Raw genomic sequence first — 12961 nt, 5'->3', positions numbered from 1 at the left:
AAAGCCTAGCCGGGATGGAACCATGCCGTGGTCAGCTCAGCCGGAGGGGATCCCTAGCAGCCCTCTTTACACCTATGCTTTCTTGCCAAGGCCGGGGGCCTCCCTTTGCCAATTCATCCAGCAAATCCCCGGGCTTCAGCAGCCCCTGCAGGTGTTTTCCCCGCCGGGGGTCCGCATCGCCGCCGCTGTTGAGCCGCTACCCGACCCGGCGGCCCTCCAGGCCTCAGAGGAGGTGCTGCTGCGTTCGGCCCTGCGCCATGACCAGGTACTCTGCTGGCTATTTACCCAGACGCCTCTTTTGCCTCTCCGCTTTGGCACATGTTTTCTCTCGGCGGAAAAGCTAGAGGCCCACCTGTTGACCCAGCAGGCGGAGTACGAACAGGCGCTGGCTGTTCTCGGGGGAAGAGCCGAGTATTGTCTCAAAGGCAGGGTTCAAACCCAGCTTCCTCGGGATCCCCAGCCCGCCCCCAGTGGAACAGCCTATCTGCTGGCCCGCAGGCAGGCCTACCTGCACCAGCGCCAGGCCCAGGAGCAACGGCAGCAGGAGCTAGCCCTGCTGCAGCAGCTCTGGCCCCCTAACTGGCCTGTGCAGAAGGGGGATCTCCAGCCAGGGGAAGGGCTGCGGCTATACTTTTTGCTCACCCCTGCCGAACGGGAAGTTGCAGCCCAGCTTACCCAAACCTGGCTGGCGGAGCACCCCCACTGGCAATTGGACTGGAGCCCTCCCCTCCCCCCCTATCACTTTGTGGAGGCCCTGCGGGATCCTTCTGGATAGGCCTAGGTCGTAGGCATCTGACCAGCTTTCCCTCCTCTGCCACGCCACCCATGACTCTTCCCAGCGGTTCTCCTCAGAGCAAGCCCTCGTCCCCACCGCAGGCGGCCCAGCCGGATCCCGTCCTCATCCTCGGGGCCGGCCTCATGGGACGCCTGTTAGCTGCCAGCCTGCTCGACGCCGGCCATCGGGTGCACCTGGTGGAAGCGGCCCCGGCCACTACCCCCGAAAGCAGCGCCGCCCATTTTGCCGCAGCCATGCTGGCTCCGCTGGCCGAGTCGGTTGTAGCCGAAGCAAGTGTAGTGGTCCAGGGGTACTACGCCCTCTCCCGCTGGCCTGCTCTTCTGGCCAGCCTGCCAGAACCAGTTTTCTTTCAGCAGGAGGGCACTTTGATCCTCTGGCACCGCCAAGATGCCGGGGAAGCCAAGCGCTTCGCCAACTTGCTGGCCGCCGTAGGGGAACGCCTTCCCCACCTCCCCCGCCCCCAGCCGCTGGATGCCCAGGCGCTAGCTGAACTGGAGCCCTCTCTGGCTGGCCGATTTAGCCAGGGTCTCTATCTTCCCCAGGAGGGTCAGCTGGACAACCGCCAACTGCTGTTGGCTCTGCTGGCCAAACTGCGGCAGCACGGGGTGGAGGTGGAGTGGGGATCCCCCTGGACTTTGGAGCGGGCGCGAGCCTGGCAACAGCAAACCGGCGGCTGGGTTTTGGACTGCCGCGGCCTGGGGGCCCAGAAAGAATGGGGTGGCCAGCAGCTGCTACGGGGGGTGCGGGGGGAAGTGGTGCGTCTGTATGCTCCGGAAGTTTCGCTGCGGCGTCCAACGCGGCTGTTACACCCTCGCTACCCCATCTACATTGCCCCCAAGCCAGGGCATCTGTTCGTGGTGGGAGCCACCGAAATTGAATCCGAGGATCGCTCGCCTGTGAGCGTCCGCTCGGCTCTAGAGCTACTCAGCGCTGCCTACTCCGTCCACCCTGCCTTTGCCGAAGCGCGTATCCTAGAATTAGGCAGCCAATGCCGTCCCACCTTGGCGGACAATCTGCCGGCGGTGGTGGAGCCATCCCCGCGCCTACTGCAGATCAACGGTCTCTACCGCCACGGTTTTCTCATTGCTCCGGCCCTTCTCGATGCCGTTTTGGAGTACCTTCACCACGGCAGTTGTCGCCTTGCCCAGGAGTTGGGGATCCCTTTTCAGGTACAGGCTGCTCCGTTTTCCGGTAAGTCTCTGGCCCCATGCGCGTCCTAATCAACCAGAAACCCTACGATCTGCCGGAGGGCACAACTCTGGCCGAGGCCATTGCCCAGGTAGAGGTCAACGGCCCCTTCGCAGTGGCGGTTAATCTAGAATTTGTGCCGCGCGCCCGCTACGGGCAAACCCGTCTGCAAGAGGGCGACCAGGTGGAGATTGTCGTGCCAAGTGCCGGCGGCTAGTGCCCCAGTTGTCTTTCTCCCTCTCCTCCCCCAATGTCCACCCTTCTCCAGCTTTCCCCTTCCACTCAGGCCGATGGGGATCCTTTGGTGCTCTACGGACAAGCGCTGCCCAGCCGCTTGATGCTGGGGACAGCTCGCTACCCTTCGCCAGCTGTTTTGGAACAGGCGGTGGCGCGGGCGCAGCCCTGTCTGTTGACCGTTTCCCTACGGCGTCAGGGAGCCCTGGGGCCGCAGGCCTCGCAGGGGTTTTGGGCCCTGCTGCAGAAGCTAGGGATCCCGCTTTTGCCCAACACCGCCGGCTGCCACAGCGTGCAGGAGGTAATTACCACAGCGGAGATGGCCCGAGAGGTGTTTGGCACCGACTGGATTAAGCTGGAGCTGATAGGGGATGACTACACCCTCCAGCCGGATCCGGTGCAACTGCCCACTGCTGCCGCCGAGCTGGTGCGGCGGGGGTTTAAGGTTTTGCCGTATAGCACCGACGACCTGGTGCTGTGTCAGCGGCTCTTGGATGCCGGCTGTGAGGTAGTCATGCCCTGGGCGGCTCCCATCGGCACTGGCAAAGGCCCCCTCAACCCCTACAACTTGCGCCTGCTGCGGGAGCGGATCGAGGCGCCCCTAATTGTGGATGCCGGCCTAGGCCTACCTTCTCACGCTTGCCAGGTAATGGAGTGGGGCTTTGACGGGGTGCTGCTCAATACGGCAGTGGCCCTGGCTCGGGATCCGGTGGCGATGGCCGAGGCTTTTGCGGCAGCAGTGCGCGCCGGCCGCCAAGCCTACCTGGCGGGGGCAATGGCCCCCCAGGAAACACCCCAACCCAGCACCCCTGTTCTGGGCACCCCCTTCTGGCACCAGGGTTAGCTTCCCCTAGAACAGGGGATCAAGCACCAGGCTTTTGCGCCTGGACGACCTGCAGGGCTCCTCCAGCGTGCAGGGTCTGCCGGACAGGTTGCCAGCCCTGTTGCTGCAGATACTGGGGCAGGTCCAGCTGGAGGAAGTGCCAGGCAGTCTCGGTTTCAAACAGGGCCAGAAAGAGGGCCAGGGCTGGCCAAAGGAGAGGCTGGCAGGGCGCGTGCAAATCCAGGATCAAGAGCCCTCCCCCCGGCTTGAGCACCCGCCCCACTTCCCGCAGCACCTGTTCCAGGTCGGGAAAAGGCAGCTCGTGCAGGGCCAGGCTGGTATGTACCCAGTCAAAGCTATCGGCAGGAAAAGGCAGATCCTGGGCAAAGGCTTGGACAAATTTGACGCTGGGGAGGCGTTGGTGAGCTGCCGCCAGGGCCTTGGGAGAAGCATCCAGGCCGACAACGTTTTGGCTTAGCTGGGCCAGGATTGGAGTCACCTCGGCAGGGCCACAGCAGAGATCCAGGACCCAATCCTGGGGTTGGATGGAGATCCCTTGCAGGGGCAACCGGCGCAGTCGCTCATATCCCCCCACTGCCAGGGCCGCTGCGCGGCTGATGCTGCGGTAAAGCCAAGGAAAGCGGTAGCTCCAGGTGCGCAGGAAGGTGGCCATAGGCAGGGATCCTCGTAGGAGCTTCTCCAGCCTACTTGTAAGACGGCTTCCCCGTCTTCCTCCTGTTGTCGGCCCTCACCCCCAACCTCTCTCTAGTGGGGAACTTTCTTTTGCCGCTAACCGTCTTCAAGCCCAGCTCCACTCCCTTAAATGATGACTCAGTTTGAGCTGCCTCCTTCCAAAGGGCCTGGCCAGCACAGCCTGACTTGGCTAGTGGCTGCGGCGGGGCTGACAGTTTTGCTCTGGCAGTTTCCCTGGGGCAATTATCTCCTCTATCCCTTTACTTTGTTGGCCACCTGGTTTCATGAGATGGGCCATGGCCTCATGGCAGTGCTGTTGGGGGGAGAGTTTCATCGTCTCGAGATCTATCCCGATGGCTCGGGGCTGGCTATTCACAGTGGCGAGCTGTTCTTGGGGCGGGTGGGGCGGGCCTTGGTGGCTGCTGCTGGGCCAATGGGGCCGCCCATAGCTGGGGCTATGTTCATCCTCACCTCTCGCCGTCCGAGCACAGCTCGGCTGGGGTTGTTGTTTTTGGGATCCCTGTTGCTGCTTTCGACGCTGCTTTGGGTGCGTTCTCCCTTTGGCTTCTTGTTTCTCCCAGCCATGGGCTTGGGGATCCTGGCAGTAGCTCGCTGGGCCTCCCCTGGGTTGCGGGGTTTTGCCCTGCAATTTTTGGGGGTACAAGCCTGTGTGAGTACCTATCGCCAGATTGACTACCTTTTTGTGGAGGCTACTGTCATTAACGGGCGGCTGATCCTCTCCGATTCCAGTCAGATAGCCCACAACTTATTTTTGCCCTACTGGTTCTGGGGAGGGGTGATGGCAGTGTTTTCTTTGGTTTTGCTGATGGGCAGCTTGCAACTGGCCTTCCGCGACTAGCCGAGGGAGTAAAGCCGCAATTTTGGAAGTGATTGCTGTCACCTAAAAATCCGTTGTCCATCACTGCCCAAGCGAAAAGACTGCCGCTACAGTAAGGGGCGTGAGGAGTGTGGGAGTGGACAATGTGGAAAGATGTGATTGGCCTGGCCCTAGCAGGCACGCTGCTGCTTATTAGCAAAACGGCGGCCGATACCCTCGGTCAGAGCCAAGATCCAACCCTAGGCCAGGTCAAGCCAGCTGGCCCTGCTGCCAGCCTTTCCCCCTAGGAGGGGGTACCCAGGCCGTTGTAACGTTGCTATTTTGTGCAACACTCATCCTAAGAGCCAGTAGTGGGAGCAGTGGAGTGGGCTTGGGATCCCCAATGCGCATTGCCCTGTTTACGGAGACGTTTCTGCCGAAGGTGGATGGCATTGTGACGCGGCTTTGCCATACGGTGCGCCACCTGACGGCCCGTGGCAACTCGGTGCTCATTGTTGCCCCGCAGGGGGCGCCTAGGCGGTTTGCCCGGGCACGGGTCTACGGGATCCCAGGCCTGCCCTTGCCCTTGTACCCGGAGTTGAAGCTAGCTGCTCCCGGCCCGGCCATTGGCAGACTGCTTAGCCGTTTTCGACCGGATGTCATCCACGTGGTCAACCCAGCGGTTTTGGGGTTGGGAGGCCTCTACTACAGCCAGACCATGGGGATCCCACTGGTGGCGTCCTACCACACCCATTTGCCGAAGTACCTAAAGCACTACGGGCTGGGCTTCCTGGAGGGGGTTTTGTGGAACCTCCTCAAGCTAGGGCACAATTTGGCGCGGCTTAACCTCTGCACCTCGACTGCCATGATGCAGGAGCTGACTGCCCACGGCATCGAGCGGGTTCACCTTTGGCAGCGAGGCGTGGATACGGAGCTATTCCATCCCCAAGCCGCCAGTTTAGAGATGCGGGCCCGTCTTACTGCAGGGCAGCCGGAGCGGCCACTGTTGCTGTACGTGGGTCGGCTCTCGGCAGAAAAAGAGGTGGGGCGGATCCGGGTGTTGCTGGAGCAGATCCCCCAGGCGCGGCTGGCCATTGTGGGCGACGGGCCAGAGCGGCGATCCCTGGAACAACACTTTGCCGGCTACGACGTCGTGTTTACCGGCTACTTGCAGGGGCAAGCGCTGGCAGCAGCTTTTGCTTCTGCAGATCTGTTTGTGTTCCCCTCCCGCACCGAGACGTTGGGATTGGTCTTGTTGGAGGCCATGGCTGCCGGTTGTCCGGTAATCGCCCCCCGCTGTGGCGGCATTACCGATGTGGTGGACAGCGGCCGCAACGGCTTTCTCTTCGATCCCGATTCCGACAGCGACTTTGTCCAGGCCACCCGGCAACTGTTGGAGAGTGCCGGGCAGCGGCAGCTCTTCCGGCAACAGGCCCGCCAAGAGGCCGAGCGCTGGAGTTGGTCGGCAGCCACACAACAGTTGGAGGAGTACTACCGCACCGTCATTGCTGAGTCGGGATCCGGCAAGAGCGCAGGCAGCGCGTGAGAACTAATCTTCGGCTAAGGACAGTCGCAGCGGATCCCCGACCATAGCAGAGCCCTGCTGCATTGTATCGGGGCAGCGAGATCTCTTGGCAAAAGGAGCTGCAGGCGGCCTGTGGAGAGAATAAACTGCGGGTGGCCCACCCGCCCCCTATGGTCTGCATCCACTCCAGGGATCCTGCAAGGACATCAGCCAGATCAGCGGTGCAACTCCAGGTCGCCTCTGCGCCGTAGAGCTAGGCGGAGAGGGGGCGCTCCCCTTCAATGGCCCGCACCTGCTCGACAAAGAACTCTTCTAGCGACTGCCGTTGCCAGTGCAAGTCGGTCACCACTGCCCCCGCCTGGCTTAAAAGAGTGAGCAGCTCCGGCAGGGATCCCTTCCATTCCCCCGACCAATGGGATCCCTGGATCGAGAAATGCTCGAGGCAGTCGCGGAACTGGTCAATAGCGCCACCTTGCCCTTGCACTCGGTAGCTTTTGCTCTGGCCCAGCAATTCGTCCAATGTTCCCTGCTGCACCAACTTGCCGCCGACAATAATGCCAATGCGGTTGCAGATTACCTCCACATCGCCCAGGATGTGGCTGTTGAAAAACACAGTCTTGCCCTGTTGCCGGAGAGACAAGATGATCTCGCGCATCTGGTAGCGGCCTATGGGATCCAGCCCCGACATCGGCTCATCCAGAAACACCAGCTCTGGGTCGTTGATGAGGGCCTGGGCTAGGCCAGTGCGCTGCAGCATGCCCTTGGAGTAGGTGCGCATTGGCTTTTTGCGGGCCGTATCTAGGGAAAGCCCCACCAGCTCCAGCAGTTGCGGGATCCGCTCCTTGAGGAGGCTATCGGACAAGCGAAAGACCTTGCCCGCAAAATGGAGAAACTCCCAGGCAGTTAGGTAGTCGTAAAAGTAAGGGTTTTCCGGAAGATAGCCCACCTGCTGCTTGATGGAGCGATCCCCCAGGGGTTTGCCCAGGAGCATACCCCTGCCGCTGGTAGGCTCCACAATGCCCAGCAGACACTTGATCGTGGTGGTTTTGCCAGCTCCATTAGGCCCCAGTAGCCCAAAGGTTTCGCCACGGGCCACTGTTAGCGAAAAATCCTTGAGGGGGCTGACCACCTTGTTTAGCCAAAAGCCGGTGCGATAGGTTTTGCTCAGACCAGTGACGGCAATGGCCGGCTCAGGCTGCACGGCAGTCGCTTCTAGAGAGGGGGCCAACGTCTCACTCATAGGGGGAGGCTGGGGTTGAAAAAACCAAGGAGAACTAGGCAGGATGCTGGTCTGCTCTCCAGTTTACGCTCTCCCCCTTCTTTTGCCTCAGCCCCTGGTTGGCAGCCATCTAGAAAGGTGTCTTGACCTTGGGCTGCTTAACCTTCAGCTCGCGGATCCGCTTCAGCATTCTCTGGAAATAGTCAGCCAGGTAGTCCTCAAGGGAGGTCAGGGAAGCCAACTCAATACCCAAGGCTTCGCACACAGGCCTCATGTCGGCGTGCATTGGCTCTTTGGCGGCAATTACCTCCACAAACGCCAGCCGGTCGGCAATGTTCCAGCTCCACTGAAAAAACTGGGCCACCCTGCGCGCTCCCCGCAAGACCCCCAGTGGTATGGTTCGAACCTTGGCCTTTTTGCCGGAAAGCTGCTCACAGAGAGCGATGACCTCTTGGGAAGTCCAGGCCTTGGGTCCCACCAAGGGAAAGACCTGCTGCTTGGCTGCTTCAACGCTGAGGGCTCGCACGGCAAATCGAGCTGCATCTAGGGTGTCGAGGTAGGCTATGGGGGTGCTTTCACTGGTTACCCAAACAATCTGTTCTTCCAGAATGGGGATGGCGTACTGGCCAATCAATCCCTGCATAAAGCCCGCCGCCCGGAAAATGGTGTAGGGCAGTGGGGATCCCATCAAATACTTCTCAATGTGGTGCTTAAAATTCATCAGGGGCACATTGGGGTATTCGTGCTGAGCACCCATGATAGAGAAAAAGATAAAGTGCCCCACCTGGGCGGCCCGAGCAGCGTTAATCAAGGCCACCTTGCCATCCCAATCCACCTGGCGGGTGCTGAGGGTGTCGGTTACTCGCACGGTGGCACAGTCAATCACCGCCTCAGCTCCTTCCATGGCCTCTCGGAGCGTGCTTGGCTGCAGCAGGTTCCCCACTTTGAGGTGGGCCCCCCATTCGCTTAGGAAAGCAGCCTTAGCCGGATTTCGCACCAGACAGGTAACCCGATGTCCCTCTTCGATGGCCCGCCGCACCACCTGACGGCCCAGGGTTCCCGTTGCCCCCACAACCAGCACGTTCATAAAATTATCATTTCTTAACCTTAGGCTTAGTCTATCAGAGGGAGGCAGCTTCCAACACAACTCAGCCCACCTCTGCGCCAGGGACATCCCTAGCCCAGGCTGCTGCCAAGAAAGGGTTTAGCCGGCCAACTCGTTCATGCGTTGGGCCAGGATAAAGTCCAGCTCCGTAATGCCCCCGGCATCGTGGGTTGTGAGATCCACCCGCACCCGGTTGTACACATTGCTCCATTCGGGATGGTGGCCCATGCTCTCAGCCACCAAGGCCACACTGCTCATCCAGCCAAAGGCTTCGACGAAAGAGCGGAACTGAAACTGGCGGTGCAGCTTTCCATCCCGCAAGGACCAGCCCGGTAGGTTTTCCAGCCTGGCCTGGATCTCGGCTTCACTAAGCTTGACAGGTCTGGACATAGGCGTATTCGCTCCATCCATTGCCACCGCTTTCATCAGAGTAACTGAGAGCGGAGCTTAACCCTCTGGCTTGGCGGCAGTGCCGAGCGGTTTGTACAGCCAGTAGCCTTGTACGGAGAAGTGAGTCCGTTTGTAGAAGTTGAGGGCGGCCTGGTTGTGGCGATAAACCTGTAGGGTGATGGCTGCCAACTGCTGCTGCAATCCCCACTGTTCCACTTGTTGCATCAAAGCTCTCCCCAGTCCGCGCCGGCGGTGAGTGGGGTCCACCCAGAGCAAAAAAACATAGGCCACCCGTTGATAGGTAGCTTGATCGGTGGAGATGCCAGCCCAAACCCCACCCACAGGTTCTCCTGTTTCTTCTTTCAAGATCCACCAGCAGGGGGTACGTGGGGGATCGAAGAAGCGGTCCAACGTCTCCTCAAGGTGATCCCAGTGCTTTTGCTCAGGGAAAGATTCCTGTAGGGTGGCCTGCAATCCCCGCCGCACCCAAGGCCGATCCCACACAGAGCCGATGCGCCAACGGTAGCCAGCAGGCAAAGGGATCTCAGCTTTCGACATAGCCAGGCATCCAGCAAGCAGAAAGAGCTATAGAAGTTGCTTCCTCCCTCGGTGCAGGCTGAGCCATATCTTGGGGGAGAAACGAGCGGATACTCACCACCACCAGAGTAAATAGAAACACCAGGAGAAGCAGAGCGGGAAAGACATACTGCTGCAAAAAGTTCATAGGCTCGCTGGGCCAGAAATAACCTCAAGACTATTTTGCAGCGCTTGCTCCACGGTTAGGGATCCCAGGGGACTTTCAGGTTCGGATCCCTCCGGGCTGGGTAGACGAGTCGGAAGTCCCAGGGATCTGGGTTTAGTTAGCCGTTTGAGGTCAGCCATCTGGAGGAAAAGACGGGGAAGAGAAGCTCCCGCCTTGGCTAGCTTGGCGCGGCTTCTCAAGGCCAGGGGGCTGCTGTAGGAGCTAATTTGGGGGCCCTATCACCTCCTTTCCCCCTCCTGGTACGCCTTGGAAAACCCCAGCGACCATCAGAAGGAGACTGGCGCGCCTCTCCAGGGATCCCTTACCCGCGCACCCGCAGCACCTCGCGGCGATAGGCGGGCAGTTGCCAGCACATCTCCAGCCAGTTTTTCAGCTCCTCTGGCTGGCCCATCAAGCTCATTTCCACCAGCAAAATGGCAGCTCGATCGCTGGCTCCTTTGGAGCCCAGACGAATCAGGGCGGACAGACTGTCTTCCCGCCAGCAGACAGATACCCCCTGCCGGATCAAGGCCCGAGCGGCAACGGCAATGCAGGAGGGTGACACCTGGATATCTCGCCGCTCGTAGTCAATAGTAGGCAGCATGAACGGCAACCCAAATCTTTATTATGTTTTAATCTTCTTCCCTTTTTTGCCGGCTTATCCTAGGTCTTTGCAGATTGTGAAGTAATCTTTTGTGAACTTGGGCAGGACTTGCCTCCAAAGACTATGCAAGCCAAAGCTGAGAAAGCTTAAGAGATAAAGAAAACCCTCCCTCCTCTTGGGAGAGAGCTGCAAAATGGCTGCAGAGCAGCAGAAGGAACGATGCAAGCGGAAGGCTGGGAAAGGCAAGTCGGTCAGTGGTTGCCCAAGGCCATCCTGGGTGGAGCTGTGGTGGTCCTGCTGGCAGCAGGTAGGCCGCTGCGCTTGGTGGGCAACGGCGAGAACATGGTGCTATTTACCTGGGGGGGAGGGGTGAGCCCAACACCCCTGCAGCCAGGCCTCCACTGGGTACCGCCCTTTGTCTCGCGCACAGTGACCTTTGATGTGAAGGCCCAGGCCCTCACCTGGAAAGATGATGACCCCAGTGCCTATGCACCGCGGCTAGTAGCCCTCTCGCAGGATGGCCAGCAAATTCAAGTGGAGGCAACGCTCCAGTTTCGGATTGTCGACGCTCCCAAAGTCTACACCCAACTGGGGGAGAACTACTTGGATCGCGTTGCTCCTATTGTTCGGTCGGTAGTCTTGAACGAGACTAGCGGCTTTTCTGCCCAAGCCCTTTATTCTACCGAGCGCCCAGTGCTCCAGGGCCAAATTCGCGAACGGGTGGCTCTTTTGCTGAAGGGATACGGCATCGAGGTTTTGGACTTTCTGCTGCGGGATGTGGATTTTGATCCCGATTTTGTAGCTGCTATTGAAGCCAAGACCATCGCCGAAAACCAACTGGCGCAAAAGCAATTTGAGATCGAGCAGGCGCGCCAAGATGCCCGCAGCATCATTGCTCAAGCCGAGGCCGAGGCTGGCCAATTGCGAGCCAAGGCCCAGGCCCTCACCCAGAACCCCAAGTACCTAGAGGTAGTGAAAGCCTCCGTCTTGGGATCCCGGCTGGAAACGTTGATCACCAAATAGAAAACCCAACAGAAAAAGGACAGTTTTTGGGCGTGGCTCCATCTGCCCCAGCTCTTTTCTCAAACCTCAAAACGGGATCAGCCACTATGTATTCAACAGGAGGAGCGCAGAGTCAGGTCTGCTGGCTAACTTTGGGCGGGATCACTCTCTTAGCAGCTTTGGGAATGCTCCGCGCCTGCCTGTATGTTACTTTGCCCGGCCATGCCACCGTAGTGTTCAACACCTTTTCTGGGCTGCAAAAGGGGCGGGTAGAATTGCCGGGGGTGATGTTCCGGATCCCCGGGATCGAGACGCCAATCACCTACACCGTGCTCACCCGCGTTTGGGAGTTTACCAACGACCCCCACTCGGCCAATGCCATCAGCAATGCCATTGCAGTAAACACGGCGGACGGGCAGGCCTTTGCCGTTGATGTGGCCATTGCCCTCAAGCCCAACGTTGCTACCCTAGACGAGCTGCATGCCACCATCGGCGAGAAGTATCTTTCCACAGTGGTGGTGCCGGTGGTGCGCTCCAAAATCCGGGATGTTTCTGCCTCCTTCGATTCCGAAGATTTCTACCGCAAAAGCCAGCGGGCTGCTATCGAGCAGCAGGCCTTGGATTTGATCCGCCAAGAGATGCCCAGCGTTAACCGCAATGGGCAATCTTTGCCCCTGATAGAAGTAGAGGGCCTTTTCTTGGGCTATCCCGATTTTCCCCAAGCTCTGCGAGATTCCATTGAACGCAAACAAGTGGCCTCGATTACGGCGCAAACAGCAGCGGTGCGGGCGCAAATTCAACAAAAAGAAACTGAGCGGCTTTTGATCTTGGCAGCAGCCAACCAGCGGGCCATCGAGCTCAAAGGCCAAGCGGCAGCGGAAAACGCACAACTGGCGGATCTGCTGTTTTACGAAAAGCTGCAGGAGCGCATCCAAAACCCAACGGACGCGTTGCCACCTCTGCGTATTATTCGCGTCGAGGGGGAGGCCACGGTGTTCCTCAACGTGGATCCCCGGCAGGCAGCCGTGCACCAGGCCCAATAGTTAAACCTGGCCACGCCGTCGGAGCTCCCAGGGCAGAGTGGGGCGGTGGGCAGCCGGCTGCGCCTTGGCCACAACAATCACCCCGGCCACAGGGATCCCAGCAGCAACCAAGACCTGCTGCGCCGCTTGGACAGTAGAGCCAGTGGTGTAAATGTCATCCACCAACAGAACTGGGGTGGCGGGAGCGTGCTGGAGGGCAAAGGCGCCTGCCAAATTTTGCTGGCGTTGCAGCGGGTTGAGCTCGTATTGGGCTGCCGTGGCCCGCACCCGCACCAGAGCTTCAGGTAAATGTCTTAGACCCGTCCGCTCACAAAAGGCTTGGCTAATCAGGGCCGCCTGATTGTAGCCCCGTTGCCGCAGGCGCTCCGCATGCAGCGGGATGGGGACTACCGTATAGTCCGAACCGTAGGCTTTACGAGAGCCTGAAGAGGGTTGCCGGCTTTCGAGCCAGCGGGATCCCAGCCATTCCCCCAAAACCGCACCTATGCGCCGCTGTCCTTCATATTTCAGGCAATAGAGGGCCCTGCGCAGCGCTCCCCGGTGGATCCCCCAGGCATAAAGCGGCCAAGGCGAAGTGGTGACCGGCCAAGAGTCGAGCCGCTCCGCCTGCAGCCGCCTCTGGCAATCTCGACAAAACACAGCCCTAGCCGGGCGTTGGCAGAGCGGACAGGGAAGCGCAATCCACCAATCCAGCCACTTCATGGCCAGGTTCCACTGCTAGGCTCAGTCTAGCCGCAAGGGGAGGGCTAGACAGCTCACAAAGTTGACGGCGGGATCCCT

Annotated in this window: 16 protein-coding genes; 9 read left to right on the top strand and 7 right to left on the bottom strand. The window is 59.8% G+C overall.

What is annotated here, in order from left to right; all coding sequences use genetic code 11:
- Window positions 1-22 precede the first annotated feature (22 nt).
- Genes NW822_RS09830 through NW822_RS09815 form a run of 4 tightly spaced genes read left to right on the top strand, consistent with a single transcriptional unit; the run spans window position 23 to window position 3062 of the window.
- On the top strand, window positions 23-775 hold the full coding sequence (locus NW822_RS09830; protein WP_414404310.1) for a GvpL/GvpF family gas vesicle protein: 753 nt from the start codon (window positions 23-25) through the stop codon (window positions 773-775).
- A gap of 50 nt (window positions 776-825) precedes the next feature.
- Window positions 826-2016 (top strand): FAD-dependent oxidoreductase, encoded by a 1191-nt coding sequence (locus tag NW822_RS09825; protein WP_414362395.1) that lies wholly within the window; start codon window positions 826-828, stop codon window positions 2014-2016.
- The gene (gene thiS / locus NW822_RS09820) at window positions 2004-2201 is read left to right on the top strand and encodes a sulfur carrier protein ThiS (RefSeq protein ID WP_414362396.1); all 198 of its coding nucleotides are present in this window, start codon (window positions 2004-2006) and stop codon (window positions 2199-2201) included. Before NW822_RS09825 ends, thiS begins: the two co-directional genes overlap by 13 nt.
- A gap of 33 nt (window positions 2202-2234) precedes the next feature.
- Window positions 2235-3062, top strand: a complete 828-nt coding sequence (locus tag NW822_RS09815; RefSeq protein ID WP_414404309.1) for a thiazole synthase — start codon at window positions 2235-2237, stop codon at window positions 3060-3062.
- Window positions 3063-3081: 19 nt separating this feature from the next.
- Here NW822_RS09815 and NW822_RS09810 read toward each other — a convergent pair whose 3' ends face one another.
- Window positions 3082-3714 (bottom strand): class I SAM-dependent methyltransferase, encoded by a 633-nt coding sequence (locus NW822_RS09810; protein ID WP_414404308.1) that lies wholly within the window; start codon window positions 3712-3714, stop codon window positions 3082-3084.
- 150 nt (window positions 3715-3864) lie between these two features.
- On the opposite strand from NW822_RS09810, the gene NW822_RS09805 reads away from it, so the two are divergent.
- The 3 genes from NW822_RS09805 to NW822_RS09795 all read left to right on the top strand — a co-directional run bounded on the left by NW822_RS09805 (window position 3865) and on the right by NW822_RS09795 (window position 6097).
- Entirely contained in the window at window positions 3865-4593 is a 729-nt protein-coding gene (locus tag NW822_RS09805) for a M50 family metallopeptidase (protein ID WP_414404307.1), read from the top strand.
- Between the two features lie 122 nt (window positions 4594-4715).
- Window positions 4716-4859: a hypothetical protein gene (locus tag NW822_RS09800; protein ID WP_414362400.1), complete on the top strand. Its 144-nt coding sequence runs from the start codon at window positions 4716-4718 to the stop codon at window positions 4857-4859.
- A gap of 95 nt (window positions 4860-4954) precedes the next feature.
- Window positions 4955-6097 carry a glycosyltransferase family 4 protein gene (locus NW822_RS09795; protein ID WP_414404336.1) on the top strand — a complete coding sequence of 381 codons (1143 nt, stop codon included), beginning with the start codon at window positions 4955-4957 and terminating at the stop codon, window positions 6095-6097.
- A 232-nt stretch (window positions 6098-6329) separates the two neighbouring features.
- Here the strand turns inward: NW822_RS09795 and NW822_RS09790 are convergent, their stop codons facing one another.
- From NW822_RS09790 to NW822_RS09770, 5 genes are all read right to left on the bottom strand, one after another.
- Window positions 6330-7316, bottom strand: coding sequence for an ABC transporter ATP-binding protein (locus tag NW822_RS09790; RefSeq protein WP_414404306.1), 987 nt, complete (start codon window positions 7314-7316; stop codon window positions 6330-6332).
- Between the two features lie 109 nt (window positions 7317-7425).
- Window positions 7426-8382 (bottom strand): NmrA family NAD(P)-binding protein, encoded by a 957-nt coding sequence (locus NW822_RS09785; protein WP_414404305.1) that lies wholly within the window; start codon window positions 8380-8382, stop codon window positions 7426-7428.
- 117 nt (window positions 8383-8499) lie between these two features.
- The gene (locus tag NW822_RS09780; protein WP_414404304.1) at window positions 8500-8790 is read right to left on the bottom strand and encodes a 4a-hydroxytetrahydrobiopterin dehydratase; all 291 of its coding nucleotides are present in this window, start codon (window positions 8788-8790) and stop codon (window positions 8500-8502) included.
- A 57-nt stretch (window positions 8791-8847) separates the two neighbouring features.
- The gene (locus NW822_RS09775; RefSeq protein ID WP_414404303.1) at window positions 8848-9348 is read right to left on the bottom strand and encodes a GNAT family N-acetyltransferase; all 501 of its coding nucleotides are present in this window, start codon (window positions 9346-9348) and stop codon (window positions 8848-8850) included.
- Window positions 9349-9854: 506 nt separating this feature from the next.
- Window positions 9855-10136 carry a hypothetical protein gene (locus tag NW822_RS09770; protein ID WP_414404302.1) on the bottom strand — a complete coding sequence of 94 codons (282 nt, stop codon included), beginning with the start codon at window positions 10134-10136 and terminating at the stop codon, window positions 9855-9857.
- 219 nt (window positions 10137-10355) lie between these two features.
- Between NW822_RS09770 and NW822_RS09765 the strand changes: the two genes are divergently transcribed.
- Both NW822_RS09765 and NW822_RS09760 read left to right on the top strand, forming a co-directional pair.
- Entirely contained in the window at window positions 10356-11159 is an 804-nt protein-coding gene (locus tag NW822_RS09765) for a prohibitin family protein (protein ID WP_414362407.1), read from the top strand.
- An 86-nt stretch (window positions 11160-11245) separates the two neighbouring features.
- Window positions 11246-12181: a prohibitin family protein gene (locus NW822_RS09760; RefSeq protein WP_414404301.1), complete on the top strand. Its 936-nt coding sequence runs from the start codon at window positions 11246-11248 to the stop codon at window positions 12179-12181.
- On the opposite strand, the gene NW822_RS09755 is transcribed toward NW822_RS09760, so the two are convergent.
- Window positions 12182-12883 carry a ComF family protein gene (locus NW822_RS09755; protein ID WP_414404300.1) on the bottom strand — a complete coding sequence of 234 codons (702 nt, stop codon included), beginning with the start codon at window positions 12881-12883 and terminating at the stop codon, window positions 12182-12184.
- Window positions 12884-12961: the final 78 nt, after the last annotated feature.

The organism is Synechococcus sp. H70.2 (assembly GCF_047462275.1).
Classification (GTDB): Bacteria; Cyanobacteriota; Cyanobacteriia; order Thermostichales; family Thermostichaceae; genus Thermostichus.
This window is presented reverse-complemented; position numbering and strand designations above follow the sequence as displayed.

What these genes read in the sequence shown, in the direction of transcription:
- NW822_RS09755 (WP_414404300.1), bottom strand. Translation starts at nt 12,883, where the DNA reads ATGAAGTGGCTGGATTGGTGGATTGCGCTTCCCTGTCCGCTCTGCCAA.
- thiS (WP_414362396.1), top strand. Translation starts at nt 2,004, where the DNA reads ATGCGCGTCCTAATCAACCAGAAACCCTACGATCTGCCGGAGGGCACA.
- NW822_RS09795 (WP_414404336.1), top strand. Translation starts at nt 4,955, where the DNA reads ATGCGCATTGCCCTGTTTACGGAGACGTTTCTGCCGAAGGTGGATGGC.
- NW822_RS09805 (WP_414404307.1), top strand. Translation starts at nt 3,865, where the DNA reads ATGATGACTCAGTTTGAGCTGCCTCCTTCCAAAGGGCCTGGCCAGCAC.
- NW822_RS09815 (WP_414404309.1), top strand. Translation starts at nt 2,235, where the DNA reads ATGTCCACCCTTCTCCAGCTTTCCCCTTCCACTCAGGCCGATGGGGAT.
- NW822_RS09775 (WP_414404303.1), bottom strand. Translation starts at nt 9,348, where the DNA reads ATGTCGAAAGCTGAGATCCCTTTGCCTGCTGGCTACCGTTGGCGCATC.
- NW822_RS09790 (WP_414404306.1), bottom strand. Translation starts at nt 7,316, where the DNA reads ATGAGTGAGACGTTGGCCCCCTCTCTAGAAGCGACTGCCGTGCAGCCT.
- NW822_RS09785 (WP_414404305.1), bottom strand. Translation starts at nt 8,382, where the DNA reads ATGAACGTGCTGGTTGTGGGGGCAACGGGAACCCTGGGCCGTCAGGTG.
- NW822_RS09780 (WP_414404304.1), bottom strand. Translation starts at nt 8,790, where the DNA reads ATGTCCAGACCTGTCAAGCTTAGTGAAGCCGAGATCCAGGCCAGGCTG.
- NW822_RS09810 (WP_414404308.1), bottom strand. Translation starts at nt 3,714, where the DNA reads ATGGCCACCTTCCTGCGCACCTGGAGCTACCGCTTTCCTTGGCTTTAC.
- NW822_RS09760 (WP_414404301.1), top strand. Translation starts at nt 11,246, where the DNA reads ATGTATTCAACAGGAGGAGCGCAGAGTCAGGTCTGCTGGCTAACTTTG.
- NW822_RS09825 (WP_414362395.1), top strand. Translation starts at nt 826, where the DNA reads ATGACTCTTCCCAGCGGTTCTCCTCAGAGCAAGCCCTCGTCCCCACCG.
- NW822_RS09765 (WP_414362407.1), top strand. Translation starts at nt 10,356, where the DNA reads ATGCAAGCGGAAGGCTGGGAAAGGCAAGTCGGTCAGTGGTTGCCCAAG.
- NW822_RS09770 (WP_414404302.1), bottom strand. Translation starts at nt 10,136, where the DNA reads ATGCTGCCTACTATTGACTACGAGCGGCGAGATATCCAGGTGTCACCC.
- NW822_RS09830 (WP_414404310.1), top strand. Translation starts at nt 23, where the DNA reads ATGCCGTGGTCAGCTCAGCCGGAGGGGATCCCTAGCAGCCCTCTTTAC.
- NW822_RS09800 (WP_414362400.1), top strand. Translation starts at nt 4,716, where the DNA reads ATGTGGAAAGATGTGATTGGCCTGGCCCTAGCAGGCACGCTGCTGCTT.